Here is a 22,317-nt window from a genome sequence, read left to right as displayed (position 1 = left end):
CTTGAGATTTCCTCCTTAAATAAAGTTAGTAATGGGTTCACCGGGTTTGGCTTTTTTGAATTTCGTTCCGGTTTCACGCCGCTCAAATTTTTGCTTAGTTTTCACATAAGCTTCATCGGGTAACGCCACATAGCCCACACCATCCACCCATTTCCACGAATTTTCTAGATAGAATTTCACGAATCTTTCCAGGGAAGGATTGGTTTCAAGGGCTTTTTTATTGACATAGATAAAGAGGGGGCGAGAGAGGGGGCTATAGATATTTCTCAGAACGTTATCAAGGGGAACTGGTTTAACACATTTTCCATCCGCATTTTCAATCGCCACCCCCTTCAATTTGTCTTGGTTTTGGAGCAAGAAGGCAATTCCCAGATAGGCCACTCCCGATTTATTGCCAATCACCCCTTGAACGAGGGTATTTTGGTTGCGACTGGGGGTAAAGTCGGTACGGCTATTTTTCCTTTTACCCGTTACGGCTTGGGTGAAATAATCAAAGGTTCCCGTATCGGAAGGAGGGGCAAACAGCAACAGTTTTTCGTCGGGAAAGTCGGGATTGATTTGCTTCCAACTGGTAATCTTGCCTTCGGATTTGGCATTCCACATTGTGTCTAATTCTTTAATCGTTAGACATTTGGCAAAGTTATTTTCCTTATTAACCACTACCGCAAGACCATCAAGAGCCATCGGCAGTTCAATAAATTCGATTCCTTTGTCGGCACATTTTTTGATTTCTTCCTCTCTGATGGTGCGAGAAGCCCCCGCAATATCAAGGTTTCCTGCGCAAAACTTGCTAAACCCTCCCCCTGTGCCGCTGGCAGCGACGCTGACTTGGGCATTGGGATAAAGTTTTTGGTATTCTTCGGCGACGGCGAGGGAAACGCTAAAGCCCACAGCACCACCATCAATACTGATTTGCTGTTCCTTATCTCCTGAATTGCCACAACTCGTCATCAGGTTGCCCATGACGATGAGAGGGATTAGGTAAAACCAACGAGAAAATTTCATAGCATTTGAGTGTAAGTTTGGAAAAATGAAAGTGAATTAGGCGTTTAGGTTCAGAACTTTCCCTTAATTTGGTCAAAGATGGCACCGTTTGCAAAAAACTGCTCTTTTATCAAGGACCACCCTCCTAAATCTTGAGCATTGAACAAAGTTTTAATTGGGGGAAATTGCACCTGGCCGCCTTGAGCGATAAAGGGATTGACCGAACGGTAGCCTAATTTGGCGAATTCTTGCTGAGCTTCGTCTGAATAGAGAAAATCGACAAAGGCTGCTGCCACTTCTCTCGTTCCATGCTTATCAACGTTTTTATCAACTATTGCCACGGGATTATCGATAGAGATATTGAGGGGAGGAACAAAGTAACTGGTTTTGGGTAGGTTCGTTCCAGTTCCAGCTAAAATCACTTCATTTTCATAGGTGACTAAGGCATCTCCCTGACCTTGTTGGAAGAATAAGTCGCTGGCTTCGCGGGCATCTTTGGTTAGGGTGGGAATCTTTTTATAGATTTTGCCCACAAAATCAAGGGCTTGTTGAGGTTCGCCTCCTTCTTGGGTTACTGACCCCCACAGACCTAAAAATTGCCAAACGCCAATACCCGATGTTTGAGGATTTGCTGCAATCACGTTTACATCTTCTTTGGCTAAATCTGCCCAAGTTTGAATATCTTTGGGGTTGCCTTCTCGGGTGACAATTGCCGCCACAGAATGACTCACTACTCCCCGTCTAGGAACTCTGTCCTCCCAGCCAAAATTAATCAAACCAGCTTCTTCGATGCGAACCACATCCAATGGGAGGGCAAGATGCACCACATCGGCTTCTTGTTTGCCGGCAATGATATCGTCGGTTTGCGCTAAAGACCCGCCATAACTGCGTTCAAAAATGACGTTTTGGTTGTGCTCTTTCTTCCACTTTTCAATAAATTTAGGGACGATTTGGTCATGGGCCGCTTTCGTTACTGAGAAGGAAACTAGGTTGAGCTTGACCTCGCTTTGATTGGCCCCACTCGCTGCAGAGCAAGCAGCAATTGACGCAGTTAGAATTACACCTAGTAAAAACAAGACTATGTACGCTTGGACTGAGCGTCCTAGATGCTGGGCTTTTTTGAGAAATTGCCCTGAAAATCGCACCAATTGGGAACTGGCTGCGATCGCAAATTTTAGAGACTGAACGATCGAAGTCACTGAATTTTGCCAAACTTGTTGTTGATTCACCGATACTTTTTATTTACCTACGGTATTTTGATCGGGTTTGCGTAGTTACTCTTAGGAGTATAGAGTCATCAAATTAGAGTCTTCAGTTTTTTTAATATTTTTTAATAAATTGTCTTAACCTACCGCTACCATGACCAAGAGTCCAAACTCACACCCGCCCGCCGTGCTCGCTAAACAGTTAGAACTGACTAACTTTAAAAACCTGGAGGCAGAGCCTCAAGAAATGGGTTTCCAGCTTGTACCTGGGAACGATAAAAAAGATAGTTTACGAATTAAACCAACAAAAAAGCACCTTAAAAAAAGTGCTTTCATGAATATAGAACTTTCCGTGTCTGACGAAACTTTTACGAGTAATTCCGGGGAGTGCGCGCGCCGGCAGATGCTCCTACCATAGAAGCAACTAAACCCAATAGTGAGCCGAACAAGAACGACCAACCAGCTTTTGCAGCATTACCAGCAAGATTGCGAGCATCCTGAGCAGATACGTTAGGTGCTCGGTTCGGCAAATCGACCCCGCCCTGCTGCGCTTGATTAATTGCTTCTCCCGCATTCGCAGCGATGACACCAAAAGTACCGGCCACGCCATTTGCTAACAGCCAAGAGCCAATTGTTAAGGTAGTTGCCCACAAAATTGCTCCGTTCAAAAGCGCTGTGTTGCGGTTCATCGGGCCGCAAGCGCGAGCAGTTACCCAACCGCCAACTGCCAAGCTAATTAATAAACTAATAATTGACCAAATTCCGACGCCGGTACCCACGTCGCCTGAAATACTGCGCGGAGCTCCTGAATTAGCAATGTTGCTCAACCCGATCGCAGCGCCCAATGCACTTAACACCAGTTGTGTGCCGATCGCAATTACCAAACCTGAAAAAATCGGGCCCCAACGTACTCGATCGTGGTATTCCATCATTGAATTCACAACTACAGGTTCAGTACCAACGTTATCTACAGGTCTATTTACGTATGACATAGGTTTTTCTTTCCTCTGAGAGTCGCTTTAATTTTTAACAATCTTTCACCTAAGCATTGATTGTGGCTGAGATTGATAAAAACTATATCTGCCTGGGGAAATAACCACTCTCTATGTCTGAAGAAATAAACGAAAAAGTCATCAGCCACCAGCCCGCCGCTATTAGCTAATGACTGATGATTGATGACTGATGAGTGATGAATATTGTATCCCGTTAGAAAACTTCCCGGACGTATACAGGAAATGCGGACGTATACAGAAAATACAGCTTAACGCAATCTTACAGCCGTTCCAACGGCAGTAATCAGCAGCAAAGCCCCGCTCGAGTCTACATTAATCGTGCCGGTGTCTACTTCCACCCCGATTACGGCATTGGCGCCCAGGCGCTGGGCCCGTTTTTCCAGTTCCGCGAGGGCATCTCGCTGTCCTTTGAGAAACACTTCCTCGTAACTGCCGGTGCGCCCGCCGATGATGTCGCGAATGCCCGCGAAGAAATCTCGCAGGGCATTGGTGCCGTAGACAACCTCAGCAGTTACTATTCCCAGGTAAGATTGAATTTCTGCTCCTTGGATGATATCAGTTGTTGTTACAATCATCAGTTGGCCTCAGTCGCGAAAATTTTGAGTGGGTCTTGTTCTGTAGATTTACTACATCTCGCCCCTCCAAGATTCCTGGTAAACCATAAGTTGTCAGCTTGCTAAGCTGACAGCAACTCGCCCTTTCATTCCACACACTCTTTGAAACAAATGGCCGTGCACAAACAAAGTCTCTTGGTATTCAGTACGCTGTTAGTAGCAGGATTCGCTGTCGCTGCGCCGCAGATAGCGCTCTCAGCAGAAACGTCAGTTGAAGTCAACCCTCAAAATAATTCAAATTTAGATGCTCTGCTGCGACAAGGGCGCGAGTTTGTAGATTTAGGAGACTACAGTAAGGCGATCGCGATTTATCAGGAAGCGGCACGTTTAGATACGGAAAACCCCCGCATTTTTTCTGGTATTGGCTATTTAGAAGCGCGTCAAGGCAACTATCAAGCCTCAGTAGAATTTTACCAACAAGCGATCGGTCTGGAACCCAACAATGCTGACTTCCAATACGCCTTAGGATATGCTATGGCGAATTTGCAAAACTATCCCGCAGCAGCCACAGCTTACCGCCGCGCCGCTCAGCTCGATCGCAAAAATGTCAATGCCCGGATCGGTCTCGGAGTGGTACTCTTTCAGCAAAAAGATTACAGCGGTTCTTTTAAAGCATACCAAGAGGCGATCGCCCTCGATCCAAAAAATTGGCAAGCTTATTCTTCAATGGGTTTAGTATTGATCCAGCAGGGAAATTTTGCCAGTGCTGTCACCGTGCTCCAACAAGCAGCCGAACTCGCTCCCAAACAAGCCGGTGTCCAGTTAAAATTAGGAACTGCTTTGCTGCGTGCCGGCTATACTTCCGAAGGGCTAGCTGCTTTTGAAGAAGCTGCCAAATTGGAGCCCCGGAATCCAGAAGTGCAGCTAGAAATTGGCGAACTTCTCCAGACACAAAACGATTTTGACGGAGCGCTTATAGCTTATCAGCGGGCTATTGCGGTGCGACCAAATTTAGTGGAAGCACACGCAGGAATTGGGAAAATTCAACTGGAAAAACAAGATTTTTCAGGAGCTATTACCACTTTTCGGCGAGTGATCAAGCTTGACCCAAACCGGGCGGAAGCTTATTACAATATGGGTACGGCACTCAAAGCACGCGATCGCAAATCCGAAGCAATTGAAGCTTTTAAACAAGCCCTCGACACTTACCGCCAGCAAGGCAACAATGATGGTGTACAAAAAGCTGAGGCGGCGCTCCAGCAACTAAAGTAATATGTCTCAATGTACTAATAGGTAATTGAGTAGCAGTTTTGAGTGTGGAGTAAGTAATTTTCCTAGGGCTTAACTCCTTCCACTCGCAGTGTTGCCAGGAAAAAAGCCATCTCAAAACTGTTTCTATTACCTATTCCCTATACCCCCTTTCCTCTTTCTTCTTCCTTGTTACTTGTTTGCTTAATTTTTTTATTGTATGCAGATAAATGTGGCTAAATAGAGTACAATATGGGCGCGATTTGAGAAAGGCGATCGCTCTGTAAGTTTAAAAAGAAATAAAGGCGATCGCACAACAGCATTTTGTCAAAGCTCCATCTTTTGTAAGATGTTAAAATGGCTTACTGACAATTAATCTATTTCCATTGGTAGAGACGACCAACTTGTTAACATTTGTAAAATAAGCAAAATATCCTATCCCTAGAGCTTCATCTATGCAAACGTATGATGTCATTATCATAGGCGCGGGTCACAACGGACTGGTCTGCGCTTCTTATCTCCTCAAAGCTGGATATACTGTCCTCTTGTTAGAAAAACGTTCGGTTCCCGGCGGTGCGGCCACTACCGAAGCTGCGATTCCCGAATTACCGGATTTTAAATTCAATTTGTGCGCGATCGACCACGAGTTTATCCATTTAGGGCCAGTTGTAGAAGAATTAGAACTGGAAAAATACGGTTTAGAATATCTTTTCTGCGATCCAGTGGCCTTTTGTCCGCATCCCGATGGCAAATATTTCTTAGCGCACAAATCCGTAGAAAAAACTTGTGCAGAAATTGCCCGCTACAACGAGCGCGATGCTAAAAAATATGCCGAATATACAGACTTTTGGCAGCGGGCTTTAGGTGCAATGGTTCCGATGTTTAATGCGCCACCAAAATCCATCATAGATATTCTGGGCAACTACGATATTGCAAAGATCAAAGATTTATTGTCAGTCATCGGTTCCCCCGACAAAACGCTGGACTTTATTCGCACGATGCTCACCAGCGCTGAAGACCTTCTCAACGAGTGGTTTGACGAGGAATTTATCAAAGCACCCCTAGCAAGATTAGCCGCAGAACTCGGCGCGCCTCCTTCGCAAAAAACCCTGGCTGTAGGCGCAATTATGCTAGCAATGAGGCACAATCCCGGCATGGCAAGACCGCGCGGAGGGACGGGTGCATTAGTGCAAGCGCTGCTCAATTTAGTCAAAAGTTATTCAGGTGTGGTACTTACCGACCAGCACGTCGAGAAAATATTAGTTGATGACGGTCGCGCTGTGGGAGTTCGAGTTGCCGGCGGCACGGAATACCGCGCTACAAAAGGTGTCATTTCTAATATTGATGCTAAGCGCTTATTTCTGCACTTAATGGATTCCAGCGATGTTGACAGTGCCGACCCGGATTTGCGGGAAAGATTGGAGCGCAAAATTGTTAACAACAACGAGACTATTCTCAAAATAGACTTAGCTCTCAATGAAATGCCCAAGTTCGATCGCTGGAATCATCGGGACGAGTATTTAATGGGTTCGGTTTTAATTGCAGACTCGGTGAGACACGTTGAAATTTCTCACAGCGACCCTTCAATCGGCAGAATCCCCGACTCTGACCCATCGATGTATGTAGTGTTTCCGACGGTACGAGACCCGTCAATGGCTCCCCCCGGACATCATACAGCTTGGATTGAATTTTTTGCTCCTTACATGATCGAAAATGCTGAAGGAACCGGCCAGCACGGTACGGGGTGGACGGATGAGCTGAAAAACAAAGTTGCCGATCGCTGTATTGACAAATTGGCAGAATATGCACCGAATATCAAGAAGTCAATTATCGGCCGCCGCGTGGAAAGTCCGGCGGAATTGGGAGAACGTTTGGGGGCTTTGAAGGGGAATTATTATCACGTTGATATGACCCTGGATCAGATGATCTTTTTCCGTCCTCTGCCGGAGTTGGCTAATTACAAAACGCCGATCGATGGTTTGTTTCTGACGGGGGCGGGAACGCATCCGGGCGGCTCGATTTCGGGTATGCCGGGACGCAATACCGCTCGCGTTTTCATGCACTCGCAGCAGCCTTTCGCCCAGACTTTCGCAGATGCGGCTAATACTCTGAAAGCGAAGGGTAAGTCGGTATTTCGGAGTAATGAGAAGTAAGATTTTTTGAACTGTAGGCAGATTAACGCAGATTAACGCAGATGACTCCCATCTGCGTTTGTTTGTATTGATTTATCAGTGGGGGAGTGCGATATTTTTTTCTGGTTGATGCCCTGTGAAGGGAAAAAGATTTGCGATCGCCCTCAATACCCTTTGTAAATCCTGTGCATCTTTCGCGCTTGGTGGCGACGGTGGGCGTTTCATCAAATCTGTTAAAATATTTTGTTATCATAGAGCATATTCCATCGATAAAATTCTCAATATTAGAAGAACAAGTTAACACTGCAAGCATTTTTGAACTTAGTATTGCAGCCAAACCTCTAATTTAGCAAAACAGGCAAGTCGCTGGTAGAAGTCGCTCCCCCTCTCCGAATCAGGGCGATCGCCGCCGATCCCCCAGCATCTCGCATTCTCCTTAATTCATACTTTATGCGGATGAAAACGCTGGCCCCAAGTTGAGAAACTGAGAAGTGGCGTTACCCTTTTTTTAGCGATGGCAAACCGAGTTTTGATTGTCGGTGGGCGGGGACGAATTGGCAGCAGCGTTGCCCAAGACCTTGTTACCCATACCGATGCAGAAATTACTATTACCGGACGCAACCCTGAAGGCTCTATTACGCCGGAATTGCCACCGGATAGGGTGCAGTATCAAGCTTTAGATTTAGCAGACAGTGCAGCCCTGCACCAAGCGGTTTCATCCTCTAACCTCGTCGTTCACTGTGCTGGACCTTTTCACTACCGAGACGCTAGTGTATTAAAAACTTGCATAGAAGCAGGTGTTAATTATACTGATGTCAGCGACAGCCGCAGTTTTACTCGCAGAGCTTTAGAATTGCGCGAAACAGCTAAAAATGCTGGGATTACGGCTATTATTAATACGGGGATTTTCCCCGGTGTGTCTAATAGCATGGTGCGCCGAGATGTGGAACAATTAGATGAAGCAGAACACATCCATTTGAGTTATGTAGTCGGAGGTTCTGGCGGCGCTGGCGTTACCGTCATGAGAACTACTTTTTTAGGCTTGCAAACTCCTTTTGAGGTTTGGGAAGAGCGCAAGTGGCACCAAGTAAAACCCTACAGCGATCGCGAAACAATTGAATTTCCCGCGCCCTACGGCAAAACAGGGGTTTACTGGTTTGATATGCCGGAAGCAATCACTTTGCCCGAAACATTCCCCGTCAAATCAGTTGTGACTAAATTCGGTACGTCTCCCGACCTTTACAATCACCTTACCTGGTTTGTTGCCAAGTATTGGCCTGCTAGCTGGCTCAAAAATAACTCCGTGATTGAATTTCTCTCCTACGTCAGTTATGGGATGACCAGTGTTACTAATAGTTTTAGTGGGGTTGGCGTGGCAGTGCGATCGCAAGTGACTGGTCTCAAAAACGGTCAACCCGCTAAAGTTTGCTCGACAGCGATACACCCCAATGCTGCCGTCGCTACTGGCATTGGTACTGGCAGCATCGCTCAATTAATGTTAGAAGGTAAACTGGAAAAACCTGGCATTTGGTCTGTCGAACAAGCTCTTTCTACTGAGCTATTTGAACGCGCTATGCAGAACAGAAAACTAGACATAGAGCAGGTGGTTTTGTAGTTACTTAGGTTATTTATAGGACTTTAAAATGTTGGAAAATGGGATTTTTGCCCGAACTGCTAAGACGCGAAACACGGGCCGAAAGAGAAGAGTCAGGGGCTTCGTAATTGATGGGAAAACCCCTAGATAGGGTTCCTCGCAGGAATTGCGATCGCCCCTCATAGGAGATGAGTTCCGCTTGTCTAACTAATCTATCTTTTGGTAGAAGTAATAGTAACAAGCAGGCGCTTAAGATATGGGACATGACGGGAAACATCCCTTTTGGCTCGCTCTAGATGCTGTAGCTGCGACAAAGATTGCGCTTGAACCAAGGTAGTCAATGTGCGATCGCAGTGAAGGGGCGACAAACACCATAATTTTTGCGGAAAAATACGAGGAGAAGTTGATATGAAGCGGGTTTTAAAAGCTCTAGGACAAACATTGAGCCAAAGCATTTTGCTGGTCTGTACCTTGGCGTTCATTGGTTTGCTAAGTCTAGCGATAGTACCCAGTCAGGCTGCTTACGCAGGTCAAGACAGGAGTCAGGCGCAGCCAGAAGCTAGAATTACTGACCCCGCAGAAAGTTTCGAGGATCTCAATCCCCAAGCAGCTTACGAAGAAATAGTCAAAACCTCTCAAAATCCTGCAAAGGTCGAGAAAGCTTACGACGAAAGCTTAAAGGAGTACAAGGGAGAACACCCGCAAGAAGGAATAGTTCAAAAAGCTGAAGATTTGATCGAAAAAGTCACGGGCAACTAATAAATCAAGAGATTTATATCTAACTCAAGTTGCTGGTAAATAGACAGCTTCAGTGAGTAGACAATGAAGCCACTGTCAGAACTTACTTGAAGATAATTATCTAGGGTGCGCCTCGGCGCACCTTATCGCTTGAAAGTAGCGTGTAAAACTCGTTTGTGAGTCGAGAAGTATTTTATCCTTTCCCTCCTTTTGAAGCTAGCAGCTTCAGCCTTAAGGCAGATGAATAGATATGAATTTAAAAGGTAAATTTAATAATAGTTACATTTAGATAAAAGGAAAAAAATATCATGAGCGATGACAAAAAAACGGTACATGAACCTGATGCTAACCTAGACCCGATTTCCGGCGAAAAAGGGGCTCATCCAGTAGGAACCGGTATTGGTGCGGCGAGTGCGGGTGCTGCGGGTGCTGCGATCGGCGGTGCCATCGGCGGGCCTGTAGGAGCAGTTGTCGGCGCTGTTGTGGGTTCGTTTAGCGGCGGTTTGGTGGGCAAAGGTGTGGCCGAGGCGATCGACCCCACGGTAGAAGATGCTTACTGGCAAAGCAACTACAGTTCGCGTCCTTACGTGGACACGAGCGCGACTTACGAAGACTATCAGCCTGCATACCGCACCGGTTATGAGGGATACAGCCGCTATGGCGCTACTGGTAAGAAATACCACGAGATTGAACCGGATTTGCAGCGCGACTACGAAACAAATCGCGGTAAGTCTAATGTGACTTGGGAAAAAGCTAAGCACGCCACGCGCGACGCTTGGGATCGGGTGGAACGCGCTGTTCCTGGTGACATTGACAAAGACGGCCGCTAAGGGCTTACGCCAAGTATTTCTCAGTCTTGGAGACACACAAACTCAAGCGTTCCGATTATTTTTAGCCGGGTACCGGAATGGAGAGAAGTGTTTGATCAAAAAAAACCCGGCTGCTGCGTTCTGGACTGTTGTTGATAGATGGCACAGTTTTTAACGCGAGTTTAGCGAAGTTTTTGGGGATTTTCAGCCCCTCTCTACATCGGAGAGGGTATTTTTATGATCCCTTGAAATCGCATTTTTCAACACGATTTTTATTTCACAGGACTGTTCGCTGTGATAACTCGCTAGAGACGTAGAGGCTTGGTTGTGCGGGACGATCGCACTCCTAAAAAATGCTTTTTACAAAATCGGGATGCTTCCGTTTGAGATTAACATTTTTTTTTGACTATTAGCCTTAAAATTAAACTTATTCACGACTGAGGCATCGATCGCATATTTCTGTCATTTTTCGCGATGCGCTTTCTTCAATCGCAGCCGGCTCGTAAAGTGTCGGTGGCTTCAAGTCCGATAATTGTTAATCTAAATCCTCTCATTCAAAATTGGTATTACTTGTGGATGAAATGTTGGAAAGAGCTTGGACACTCAAGCAAAATTTAATTGACTTTGTGCTGGATGCTGAGGGAGAGTTGGCGGTAGCTTTGGAAGCTTATGCTGCAGCTCGATCGACCGGCGAGCGCTACGATATTGCTCAGCAAAATCAAGTGATTGACAGTTTTACCATCGAAGGTAAAGTCGGAGAGAAAACGCCGATCGACCTATTTGTCGAAAGTCAGCCGGATTTAACCCAGAGCGATCGTAGCTTGCTCGAAAGTTGGGAGCACAGAAGCTTCACTGGCTTATTTGAAATCACTCAACTTTCCCCCGACAGGTTTGAACTGATGAACTGGCTGACGGCTAAGCACTACGTTGTCAAGCCCAACAGTCCTAATTTTCTTGCAGAGATGTCTCGCTTTAAGTTAGGAGAAATCTTGCTGGCTCGGATTTCTCCCCTTACCGATGACTGGTGGATACTTTCGAGCTCTCCCATTTTGAAGGGGAAATTGGGTAAGCCGAAGTTGGCGGTGGCGATCGGCAATTTCAAGCAAAATCACAACAAGAACCTGTACAGCGATGCCCCGGAATTGTTAGAGCAAGCTTGGCAGTCAGTAGAAAAGTACCATGAAGATTTTACCGAATTTTTTGGTAGTGATGAATTGACGCTATCGGGGTATCACCTGAATAAACAGTTGGCTGAATTTCAGGAATTCATCACTAAAAAACGCCTAGCGGATATCGGCGTTGATGGAAGTAAATCTCTGGCGGATATCGTTGAGGATGCCGGAGTCGATCGAGAAGAAGTCAAAGCAGCAGCAATCGCGGCGGCTGGTGCCGATGCTAACGCAGTTGAGGTAATGCTCGACAGCAATGCTAGTTCAAAAATGGTAATGCCGAAAGTCGAATTGCCCGATCGCTTCAAGAAAGCCGAACAGGTGACAGCACTTTCTCATCCTCGCTGGGGACAAACCTTTTTGTCTACTTACGCTCAATTTACTGCACTGCTATCTGCTGAAGACTTTTCAACTGTTCCCGGTTACGAAAAGCTGGTGCGTAACTATCTCGAAGATCCTGCAATTAATGCCTGGATTTGGCAACGGTTAGCTAAAGTTAATCCAGCGAAATTAGAACAAATTTTGCAAACTGTATTGCAACGTACAGACTTTCAGCTCGATCGCGATTTAGATGCCTTGCTGCAAGAGTTTAAAAAACCTTTAGAACCTGAACTCCCGGAAATTGCCAGCGTTCCCGTGCACCTGCACAACTTATTTCAGGAAGCTTTAGGCGAAGTTAATAAGTCAAAGTCTAAACCGCAGGAGAAAAAGAAAAGCTCTAAAGGCTTTAAATCCTAAGCAACTAAGTTCGTGGCATACTCCTACACGCTATGGTATCGCATACAGTGTAGGCTGCTCACCAACTCCACCTCATGCTATGGGCTAACGCGCCGGCTTTGCCAAGGGATACTCGATGAGATTGCCACAGCAAAGGGAAAGCAGGAAGAGAATGGCAATTTCAAGTGCCAGTGCGATCGACCCTAGCCATTTTGGGCGCGTTAGTCTGCATGCCTCAGATAATAAACCATTAAACAAGCTCACAGCTAGCTGTGAGCTTATGGCCCGGTAATATTACTCAAATAGCTTTGCAGTCAGGACTTTAGTTTTTCTTCACCGCGATCGAAACAACTGAAGTCCTCACTACAAACACCTTTTGTTAATCTTCAACTCGTCGGACAGCCATGCGTTGCAGCGGCAGGCTGAGTATGCTAGAAGCAGTCAACAAGTAAGAAAGAACCGTAGTCAGCTTCAAACTGAGCAATAACCAGCTATCTTCTGGTAGGTGAAGTTTCAGCCCGAAAAAAGAGATGCAGTACACTATCCAGTAAGTAAAGCTCATCTTGATTAGGATTTCTTCGCTCAAAGTGCGATCGTCCGTTGGCTGCGAGTTGCGATTATCACCCAGCAGGACTAGACCCGCAATAGAAGCCACAAAAGAAACCATAACGAGATAGTCATGCCAGTTAAGCTCAACCATTTCTAAACTCCGCTTTTATCCGAATTTTTGGAATCAGACATCAGTCTAAAGGATAAGTTTTCCAGGTCAAAGCAATAGTTACAAATTGAAACAGCCGCAGTTACAAATCGCAATGAAAATCAACCGCAACCACCAGCCACAGGCTCGTTTAGTCAGCCGCCAAGGACAATTCCCCTTAAATATTGTCAAGTTGGGAGTACCGCGCCTGCATTTTGCCGACCTCTACCACAGCCTGCTAACTCTTTCTTGGCCGCGATTTTTCATCCTCATTTGTCTCTCCTATATAGTCACAAATTCTTTATTTGCCTTAGCTTACTTGGCGGGAGGAGATTGCATTGCTAACGCGCGGCCGGGTTCTTTCCCAGATGCCTTTTATTTCAGCGTGCAAACAATGGCGACGATCGGCTACGGCTCTATGTATCCGCGCACAGATTACGCTAATACTATAGTCGCGATCCAAGCGCTTTTTGGTTTGTGGGGAGTGGCGATGGTGACGGGACTGGCTTTTTCGAGATTTTCCAGACCAACAGCTAGAGTTATCTTCAGCCGGGTAGCTGTGATCGCTCCTTTCAACGGCATTCCGACTCTGATGTACCGCACTGCAAATCAGCGTTTTAACCAAATTTTAGAAGCGCAGCAGCGAGCTACTTTGATCCGCAACGAGGTAACAGCGGAAGGAGAATTTATGCGGCGTTTTTACGATTTGCAATTAGTGCGAAGTCACTCTCCGGTTTTTGCCTTAACTTGGACGGTTATGCACGCAATTGAGGAGAGCAGTCCTTTGTACCAACTTACTGCCGAAGACTTGATGGAACAGCAAGCGGAAATTGTAATTACTTTAACAGGAATTGACGAAACAGTTTCGCAAACTATTCATGCGCGACATTCTTTTGTAGCATCTGAAATTATGTGGAATATGCGATTTGTAGATATTCTTTTGAAATCGGCGACGGGAGGGCGGGTGGTTGATTATACTCGGTTTCACGATGTGAAGCCTGTGGAAGAGAAGTTGTGAGTATAATAGTGCTAGAATACCTCTAGGACGACAAAAATTGATATTTATGACTTCAATTAGTACGAAGATGACACTCAAAGAATTGCAACCGCAACTCTTGGCTTTAACTCCCGAAGAAAAGGCTCAAGCTATACAATTCCTAGCCCAAAGTTTAAGCAACTTTTGGCCGGGAATTCAAAAGACTCCCGGTGTCATGGGCGGAGAAGCCTGTATCCGAAAAACTCGGATTCCTGTTTGGCTTTTGGTAAGTTATCGCCGTCAAAGTGCCACCGATGCTCATATTTTAGAAGGTCATCCCGATCTGAGTGCCGCAGATTTGGTGAATGCTTTTAGTTATGCTGAGGCATATCCTGATGAGATTGAAAGAGCAATTCGAGAACAGGAAGAGGCATAAACTGTGGCAGATATTTATACCGCGATCGCACAAAGTATTAAAACTGAGATATTTTACCATTTTAAATCAGCCTTTTATGAACGGGCAAGATGCCCGTTCCACAAGAAATTCATTCTTTGTGGAACGGGCATCTTGCCCGTTCTTGAAAATGGTACAACATCTCAGTTAACATAAACAAAATACTCCTCGTACTATGCGAATAATTCATACTGCTGACTGGCATTTAGGGCGACGTTTTCGAGGGATCGATCGCACTTTTGAAATTGCGATCGCCCTCGAACAGATTTTGAAGCAAGCAAAAGCCTTGGATGTCGATGCTGTGCTCGTCGCCGGCGACATTTTCGACGTGCCCAACCCACCCGCTTATGCCGAACGCATTGCTTATAACTTTTTCTGCGAACTCCAAGCGGCAGGAATTCCCGCAATTGCGATCGCCGGTAATCACGATTCGGCATCCCGCATCGACAGCATCGCGCAATTGCTTTCCCTCGCCGGTGTGCGCGCTTTAGGCAAACCCAGGCGTTCCGCAGACGGCGGCACAATTACTCTCAATACAAAAAGCGGTAAACTTTGCGTGGGAGCGATGCCTTTTGCTTCCGAACAAAGACTGTTAGATGCTAATTCTCTATGGCAGTCTGGCGATGCCGATCGCCGAAAAGATTACCGCGAAATAGTAGCATATTTACTCGAAGATTTAAGCAGGGATTTTAGAGACAATACTGTCAATATTCTCATGGGACACATGAGCATTGACGGCGCTCGATTGGCCAAATCAGAAGTCGCTTATTACACGCGAGAAAAATACCTGCTCTCATCGCAAACTCTGCCGCCGGAAGCTCAGTATGTTGCACTCGGACACATCCACATTCACCAGCGGATTTCTGAGACTTCTCCCGCTTATTATTCCGGTTCTTTGATTCAGTTAGATTTTGGAGAAGCGGAACAGGAAAAAGGATTTTGCTTGATAGAAGTTGAGCCGGGAAGTCAGGCAAAGGTGGAATTTAAGCCTGTGGCTTGCCACAAGCCGTTAAAAGTGCTTAAATGTCATAACGACAATCTCGATGAAACTTTAGAAGCTCATCAGTATCACCCGGGTTTCTTGAAAGTAATTGTAGAACTGGAAAGTCCGCAAATCGGACTTGCCGATCGAGTGCGCCAAATTTGTTCTCAAGCGCTGTTAATTGAACCGCGCTATCCAGATGCAGCGCTAGAAGCAACAGAAATAACTAATATCGATCCCAATAATTTCGATCCGGCAGCCGAGTTTTGCAACTATTATCAAAACCGATTAGGAACGACACCGAAACCGGCAGTATTGGAGGAATTTCAAAACTTGTACAAGAAGTTTAAGGAAACAGTTAACAATTAAATACTCTTGTCCCTCCCCCTTATTTTAACTTCCAGGCTCAGTCTGGAAATATCCAGAGGCTCTGCCTCGCGCTTAAATAGGAAAATTGGAGCCAGAGCCTCTCGATATTCGTTACCAGGCAGAGCCTGGTAAAGAGTAATATAAATCCACCATCTAAAATCTAAAATCAGTATGCGTCCACTCGAACTTATTCTCGAAGGATTTACCAGCTTCCACCGCGAACAGCGTTTAGATTTTTCTCAACTCGATTTGTTTGCAATTACTGGTGCTACAGGTGCGGGCAAATCTTCACTGTTAGATGCCATGACTTACGCTCTTTTTGGCACGACAACTCGCAGCGGCAAACAAGTAAGTGATTTGGCAAGTCAAGGCAGCGAAAATTTAAAAGTGCAGTTGCGTTTTGCTGTGGGTTCGGCACAGTATCGGGTGACGCGAAGGTGGCGTTTCCGTCCCAAATCTCCGGAAAATAAGGTGATTTTGGACAACTGGCAAAATGGTCAATGGGAAACTTTGGGGACGAGTATCGTTGCTGTTCAAAATACCATTGAACAGATTTTAGGAATGGATTTTGATACTTTTACGCGAGCCATTGTTCTGCCTCAAGGCAAGTTTGATGAGTTTATTAAAGGGGATACATCAAAACGCCGGGAAATTTTGCGTCAGCTAGCGGGATTTGAGATTTTTGAGCAGATGCGGAAGGAAACAAATGAACTCGCAAAGTTGCTGAAACAAGAACGGGAAATGGTGGAAAGGCAGCTAGCGGATTTGAGTGCGCCGACGGCTGATGAGGTGGCTCAAAGACGATCGCAACTTTTGATTTTAGAGCAGCAGTTGCCTGAGTTCGATCGCGCTGTCATGAAAGCTCAGAAGGCTCTAGATGAAGAGGAACAGCTATTTTCGCAAATCGCTCGCTGGCAAGAGCTGCAACAAGAACTTGCTAAATTAAATGCTAATTCTGCTGAGGTTGCAATTTTAGCACAGCGTTTAGAAAGAGCGCAAGCTGCCAATCATTTACAGGGAGATTGGGCTTTAGTGCGATCGGCTCGCAGTCAGTATGAAACTGCCGAAAGTGCCTCGGTGGCAGCGCGAAAGCAGTTAATTCAAGCTCGCTCTGAGCTGGCAGTAGAGCAGCAGCAACTTGACGCGGCAAAAGCCAAAGAAGAGGTGCTAGCGCCACAAATTAAGGCTCGCGAAGATGCTCTAGCTGCTGCTAAAGTATATGAAGAACAGCGCGCTCAATTAGAAAAAGAAGTTGCGCTTGCCCAAAAAAATCAACAGGAAAAACTCCGCTTTTTTATGGCAGCAGATAAAGACCTGCAAGCTGCTAACACTAAAATTCAAGGCGCGGGTTTTCGAGTTACTCAAGCAGCGGCACAGCTCGCACAGTATTCGCAGGGAGGAAAGCGTTTAGAGCAATTGCAGCAAATTTCACCCTTATTGATGGAAATTCACCTAATTAGCAAGCAGCAAAAGACTCAGCAACAACAGTTGGATAAATCTCTGGCAGAGAAGGAAAGCGCTCAACAAAATTATGTGGAGGTTACCGCTAATTTAGAAGCAGTTGAACTCAGGCTAAAAGAGTGCGCCCGCGAGTTAGAAGCGGCGGAAACAGCTAATGCGGAAGCGGCACGTTTAGAGAGTGTTGCTGCTATCAGAATGTCGCTGAATTCTGGCGATACTTGCCCGGTGTGTGGGGGGGTGCATCCTGAGAGCGAGAGCCTCCCTCCTTTGCCGAATTCTAATATTGTCGATGTCGCTGGTTTGCGGCAGAAATTGGCGGCAGCAAATCAGGTTTTTCAAAATGCTCAAAGGTTGGCGGCTGAGGGAAAAAGTGCAGTTTCAGCCTGCCTGCAAAAAGAGTCGGAAATTGCTCAAATGTTGCAATTAACCGCGAATAAAGTTGCCGAATTGCAGCAGGAAATCACTCAAGTTCTGGAGACTCCTGATTGGGAAAGCTTGGGGTTGCAACAGGAGTTGGCAATCCTTAAAGAGAGCGATCGCCAATACCGCGAAACCGAACAGCAGTTCCAACTGGCATCATTGGAATATGATAATTTTCAGGAAAGATTTAATCTTGCGGTAGCGAATCGAGCAGCTAAACAGCAGGAATATCAAGATGCGATCGCCGAATCAGACCGCCGCCAGCAGCAGTTGCAAAGTTGTGTAAATGCGCTTTATCAAATTACCGAATATCAACCTTATGCTAATTTAGCAAAAGTCTTAGAACAAGACAAGCAAGACTTGGCAAATCTGGTGAAAGTTGCCGAAAAGTCATATCAAACTGCTCAAAATAAGGTTATTCAAGCTGCAGAGAGAGAGCAACAAGCTGGAGAAGCTTTTGGACAAGCCCAAGCCCAGAAACAGCAGTTAAACCTGGATTGGGGAGCAAAATTAACAGCGGTTGATTTCACAGAAGAGACATTTTTAGCAGCGGTTGCGACAGTTAAGGAACAATCAGAATGGGAAAATGCTATTCGCTCTCACCGCGAATCAAAAATTCAGTTAGAGACGCGGGCGAAAGATTTGAGCGAGGCGATCGCAGGCAGAAATACCGATGAGAATACTTTAGCACAAGTGCGATCGGCAAAACATACCGCCCAAGAAAACCTCAAACAAGCCAACAACAACCGCGCCGAACTGTTAGCTTGGATTCAAGTAGCAGCCCAAAATCTCGAACAAGCCGAAAGACTGTCACAGCAAATCACAAATTTCACAGAACAAGAGCAAACTTATCACACCTTAGCGCAGAACCTCAAATCCAACGAATTTCAATCATACATTTTAGAACATTTAGAAGCAGAATTAGTCGGAAGCGCCACCTTAATTTTGCAAGAATTAACCGAAAATCGCTACAAACTAATAAACCAAGACGGCGAATACTGGGTAGCAGATAATTGGAACGGCGGCGAAGCTAGACGAGTGCGTACTCTTTCCGGTGGCGAAACCTTTGCCACTTCCTTATCAATGGCTTTAGCTTTGTCAGAAAAGCTGTCTCAAGGATCTCACTTGGGCAGCTTATTTCTAGATGAAGGATTTGGTACTTTAGATACCGAAACTCTAGAAAGCGTTACTCAGATTTTAGAATCTTTGCGGCAGCGAGAAAGGCTGATTGGAGTGATTACCCACGTTCGAGAATTGGGCGAAAGATTGCCCGCACAAGTTAAAGTTTCTAAATCCCCCCAAGGTTCTAAAATAGAAGTACATAGAGCCTGAAGTGAGAGGCGCGTGCGGGAAATAGTAAACTTGCTTAAGGACGTACATTATCACTAAACCTGCCCTACAATTACCTATAATATATGATGAAAAATCACCCGACTCGAATGCAATCGGTACAGTCGCCAATAATTCCAGTAGTTGGCGAACTGATCCGCCAAAATCCGGGAACGATATCCTTAGGACAAGGCGTAGTTTACTACAATCCGCCACAAGAATCATTTGACCGAATTCCCGAATTCTTCGCAAATACCGACAATCACAAATACAAAGCCGTGGAAGGAATTCCACAATTACAAGATGCTATCGCAGCCAAACTTAAAACAGATAACGACATAGAAATTAACAGCAAAAACTGTATTGTCGTTACTGCAGGCAGCAATATGGGATTTACCAACGCCATTCTCGCTATCACTTCGGCGGGAGACGAAGTGATTATCCAATCACCTTATTACTTCAACCACGAAATGGCGGCAATTATGGCAAGTTGCCGACCTGTGATAGTAGAAACTGACGCCAAATATCAACTTAATATCGATGCTATTAAAAAAGCAATTACAGACAAAACGCGAGCCATAGTTACCATTTCCCCAAATAATCCAACTGGTGTTGTTTATCCTTCCGAAGCACTGCGGGAAGTTAACGAGATTTGTCGCCAGCACAACATCTATCACATCAGCGATGAAGCTTACGAATATTTTACTTATAACGGCGTCAAACACTGTTCGCCCGCCGCTTTTCCCCACAGCAGCGAACATACAATTTCTCTATTTAGCCTCTCCAAAGCCTACGGTTTTGCGAGTTGGCGGATCGGGTATATGGTAATCCCAGAACACTTGCTCGTTTCTGTGAGAAAGATTCAAGATACCATCTTAATTTGTCCCCCAGTAATTTCTCAGTATGCAGCCTTGGGAGCCTTGCAAGTTGGTAGAGGTTACTGCGATAATTATGTAAGGGCGATCGCATCTGTGCGACAACTCGTATTAGACGAACTCAATACCATCCAAAACTTGTGTACAATTTCCCCTGCCTGCGGAGCATTCTACTTTTTCTTGAAAGTTGATACTGAAATCGATACAATGGAATTAGTAGAAAAATTAATTCGCGAATATCACGTAGCAGTGCTTCCCGGTACAACATTCGGCATGGATAGCGGCTGCTATTTGCGCGTTGCTTACGGTGCTTTGGAGAAAGCAACCGCCACCGCAGGTATTAGGAGATTAGTTAAAGGTTTGAAGAGAATTTTAAACAAGTAAAATAGGAATATTAAACATGGTTGCCACTAATTTAAAAGCAAATACAAATATCCAAGATACCTCCGCTGCAAGACTGGCAGACTTGCGCGATTGGATGGCAGATTATGAATTAGATTGCTATTACATCCCAGCGGTTGACGAACACTTAAATTTATCAGTTCCTGCAGCCAAGCAGCGGCGAGCTTGGATGTGCGGTTTTACGGGTTCCGCTGGTGATTTGTTGGTTGGTAAAGATGCCGCTTGGTTGTTTGTGGATTCCCGCTATTACGAACAAGCCGAATTGCAAGTCGATACTGGAATTATTCAAATATCGAAACTCGGCTTAGAAGGAAATTTAACCTTAATTGAAACTTTAGAAAAACTGGCGGTAGAATCGGCAGAAAAATCAACTAAAATTCGCCTGGGTTTTGACCCGTTTACTGTAGCGACAGAGCAATATCAAAATTGGGTGAAAAAATTCGCGAATGCAGAGATTGAACTCATACCAATCCGGGAGAATTTGACAGACAAAGTGCGATCGCAAACTCCTTGGCAAACAGCACAGACTTTACCCGCGATTGATGCAGAACCCATATTTAGCTTACCTGCATCCCTGACAGGAGAAACCGCCGCCGAAAAATTAGCCAGAGTCAGGGAAGCGATGCAAAAAGCCAACATCGATGTGCTTCCGATTACCAACCTCAATCAAATAGCGTGGCTGTTCAACCTCCGAGGCTCGGATATTCCCCACATTCCCATTTTCATATCCTATGCCATTGTCACCACAGATTCAGCATTTTTGTTTACAAATACCGAACGAATTTCACTAGAAATCAAGCAACAATTGCGGGCGGATGTAACTTTGCTTCCCTACGCAGACTATCCGCATACATTAGAAACTTGCGTAAACTTGCCACATAAAGTTCGGGTACTTTTAGACCCGAAACACAGCACAGCAGGCACGTACCAGTTAATATTAAACCATCAAGAAGCGCAATTATACAACATCGAAATAGTTTTTGAGACGCATCCGGTAGAAGGGATGAAAGCTCGCAAAAATCCGGTTGAAATCGAGCAGATGAAATCAGCCAATTTCAAAGCAAGTCGAGCGAAAACTTTGACTTTAAAATGGTTGACTGAACAACTAGAAAATGGTAATGTCTTGACCGAGTTTGATGTTAAAGAAAGCATCGAAAGATTTTACCAGGAAGAAACAGATTTTCAGACTTTAACTTTTAGAACGATCGCAGGTGCGGGAGCCAATAGCTCGATCGTACATTACGGAACCCCCAGCCCAGAAGTCACCTTAAAACCCGGAGAATTGCTGCTGCTTGACTCAGGCGCGCAATATTTAGCAGGTACAACCGACGATACGAGAACAATAAGTGTAGGAGAACCGACGGCCCTACAAATAGAACACTACACCACAGTTTTAATCGCGCACATCAACTGTGCAATGCAGCAATTTCCCAAAGGAACAACGGGAGCGCAATTAGATGCGATCGCCCGTGCGGTATTATGGCAAGAACAGCTAGACTACGGACATGGCACCGGGCACGGAGTCGGCGCGTTTTTAGCCGGTCACGAAGGGCCAAACGGCATCAGCAAATCGGTACAATATCCCCTAGAAGCCGGAATGGTAACTAGCATCGAACCTGGATATTACGAACCCGGATGGGGCGGAATTCGCATCGAAAATCTCTATGTTGTCAGGGAAATGCCCTCAAAAAACGGTTCGGTTTGGTACGGATTTGAATCGCTGACGTATATTCCGTTTGAGCGCAAATTGATAAATGTCGATCGGCTGTCAAAGACTCAACTCGCATGGTTGAATAATTATCACGCTTCGGTAGTCAAGAAACTGGAACCCGTACTTGATGCAGCAGCAATTGAATGGTTGAAAAAAGCCTGCGCTGCGTTAGGTTAAGCCTTGTAATTTGTCGCACATTTAACTGGTGCAACTATTTTTCGGGAAACTCTTGTGGGGTGGGCACGCGAGCCCGCCCCAAAGGTACAAAATAGCACATATCAGAGAGGGACACGGCACTGCCGTGTCCCTACTGTATTTAATCCGATTTAAAACTGCTATAAAGCTGGTGACAGGATTTGAACCTGCGACAGGCTGATTACAAATCAGGTAGCTTTAACTACTTTTGAGGTAAACCAACGCCTGGAAGCTTTACTAGATACCCTCTGTCCAAGAAACTGGGTATGAGGCGGGTATGAAA

General features: G+C 45.5%; 17 protein-coding genes. 12 read left to right on the top strand and 5 right to left on the bottom strand.

Annotation, left to right across the window (positions count from 1 at the left end; translation table 11 throughout):
- Positions 1-15: 15 nt before the first annotated feature.
- The 4 genes from QUB25_RS03140 to QUB25_RS03125 all read right to left on the bottom strand — a co-directional run bounded on the left by QUB25_RS03140 (position 16) and on the right by QUB25_RS03125 (position 3,777).
- Complete coding sequence (locus QUB25_RS03140; RefSeq protein ID WP_333181972.1) at positions 16-1,005, bottom strand: PstS family phosphate ABC transporter substrate-binding protein; 990 nt, start codon at positions 1,003-1,005, stop codon at positions 16-18.
- Between the two features lie 50 nt (positions 1,006-1,055).
- Positions 1,056-2,213, bottom strand: a complete 1,158-nt coding sequence (locus QUB25_RS03135; RefSeq protein ID WP_333181971.1) for a sulfate ABC transporter substrate-binding protein — start codon at positions 2,211-2,213, stop codon at positions 1,056-1,058.
- Between the two features lie 344 nt (positions 2,214-2,557).
- Complete coding sequence (locus tag QUB25_RS03130; RefSeq protein WP_333181970.1) at positions 2,558-3,181, bottom strand: hypothetical protein; 624 nt, start codon at positions 3,179-3,181, stop codon at positions 2,558-2,560.
- A gap of 269 nt (positions 3,182-3,450) precedes the next feature.
- Positions 3,451-3,777 (bottom strand): YbjQ family protein, encoded by a 327-nt coding sequence (locus QUB25_RS03125; RefSeq protein ID WP_172184303.1) that lies wholly within the window; start codon positions 3,775-3,777, stop codon positions 3,451-3,453.
- A 150-nt stretch (positions 3,778-3,927) separates the two neighbouring features.
- Between QUB25_RS03125 and QUB25_RS03120 the strand changes: the two genes are divergently transcribed.
- From QUB25_RS03120 to QUB25_RS03095, 6 genes are all read left to right on the top strand, one after another.
- Positions 3,928-5,028, top strand: coding sequence for a tetratricopeptide repeat protein (locus QUB25_RS03120; RefSeq protein WP_333181969.1), 1,101 nt, complete (start codon positions 3,928-3,930; stop codon positions 5,026-5,028).
- 431 nt (positions 5,029-5,459) lie between these two features.
- Positions 5,460-7,157: a beta-carotene ketolase CrtO gene (gene crtO / locus QUB25_RS03115; protein WP_333039240.1), complete on the top strand. Its 1,698-nt coding sequence runs from the start codon at positions 5,460-5,462 to the stop codon at positions 7,155-7,157.
- A gap of 493 nt (positions 7,158-7,650) precedes the next feature.
- Positions 7,651-8,751 (top strand): saccharopine dehydrogenase NADP-binding domain-containing protein, encoded by a 1,101-nt coding sequence (locus tag QUB25_RS03110; protein WP_333039236.1) that lies wholly within the window; start codon positions 7,651-7,653, stop codon positions 8,749-8,751.
- A 387-nt stretch (positions 8,752-9,138) separates the two neighbouring features.
- Entirely contained in the window at positions 9,139-9,489 is a 351-nt protein-coding gene (locus QUB25_RS03105) for a hypothetical protein (protein ID WP_333039234.1), read from the top strand.
- A 287-nt stretch (positions 9,490-9,776) separates the two neighbouring features.
- On the top strand, positions 9,777-10,298 hold the full coding sequence (locus tag QUB25_RS03100) for a hypothetical protein (RefSeq protein WP_333039233.1): 522 nt from the start codon (positions 9,777-9,779) through the stop codon (positions 10,296-10,298).
- A 551-nt stretch (positions 10,299-10,849) separates the two neighbouring features.
- Positions 10,850-12,184 carry a hypothetical protein gene (locus QUB25_RS03095; RefSeq protein WP_333060000.1) on the top strand — a complete coding sequence of 445 codons (1,335 nt, stop codon included), beginning with the start codon at positions 10,850-10,852 and terminating at the stop codon, positions 12,182-12,184.
- A gap of 358 nt (positions 12,185-12,542) precedes the next feature.
- Here QUB25_RS03095 and QUB25_RS03090 read toward each other — a convergent pair whose 3' ends face one another.
- Positions 12,543-12,863 carry a hypothetical protein gene (locus QUB25_RS03090; protein ID WP_333039230.1) on the bottom strand — a complete coding sequence of 107 codons (321 nt, stop codon included), beginning with the start codon at positions 12,861-12,863 and terminating at the stop codon, positions 12,543-12,545.
- A 112-nt stretch (positions 12,864-12,975) separates the two neighbouring features.
- On the opposite strand from QUB25_RS03090, the gene QUB25_RS03085 reads away from it, so the two are divergent.
- The 6 genes from QUB25_RS03085 to QUB25_RS03060 all read left to right on the top strand — a co-directional run bounded on the left by QUB25_RS03085 (position 12,976) and on the right by QUB25_RS03060 (position 22,016).
- The gene (locus QUB25_RS03085; RefSeq protein ID WP_333181968.1) at positions 12,976-13,878 is read left to right on the top strand and encodes an ion channel; all 903 of its coding nucleotides are present in this window, start codon (positions 12,976-12,978) and stop codon (positions 13,876-13,878) included.
- Between the two features lie 67 nt (positions 13,879-13,945).
- A complete protein-coding gene (locus QUB25_RS03080) occupies positions 13,946-14,272 on the top strand; it encodes a DUF433 domain-containing protein (protein WP_333073728.1) in 327 nt (108 codons plus the stop codon).
- 193 nt (positions 14,273-14,465) lie between these two features.
- Positions 14,466-15,641, top strand: coding sequence for an exonuclease SbcCD subunit D (locus QUB25_RS03075; protein WP_333181967.1), 1,176 nt, complete (start codon positions 14,466-14,468; stop codon positions 15,639-15,641).
- 171 nt (positions 15,642-15,812) lie between these two features.
- On the top strand, positions 15,813-18,854 hold the full coding sequence (locus tag QUB25_RS03070; RefSeq protein WP_333181966.1) for an SMC family ATPase: 3,042 nt from the start codon (positions 15,813-15,815) through the stop codon (positions 18,852-18,854).
- An 86-nt stretch (positions 18,855-18,940) separates the two neighbouring features.
- Entirely contained in the window at positions 18,941-20,110 is a 1,170-nt protein-coding gene (locus tag QUB25_RS03065; RefSeq protein WP_333181980.1) for a pyridoxal phosphate-dependent aminotransferase, read from the top strand.
- A gap of 16 nt (positions 20,111-20,126) precedes the next feature.
- Positions 20,127-22,016 (top strand): aminopeptidase P family protein, encoded by a 1,890-nt coding sequence (locus QUB25_RS03060; protein ID WP_333181965.1) that lies wholly within the window; start codon positions 20,127-20,129, stop codon positions 22,014-22,016.
- Positions 22,017-22,317 lie beyond the last annotated feature (301 nt).

It is taken from the genome of Microcoleus sp. B3-D7 (assembly GCF_036705305.1).
GTDB lineage: Bacteria > Cyanobacteriota > Cyanobacteriia > Cyanobacteriales > Microcoleaceae > Microcoleus.
This window is presented reverse-complemented; position numbering and strand designations above follow the sequence as displayed.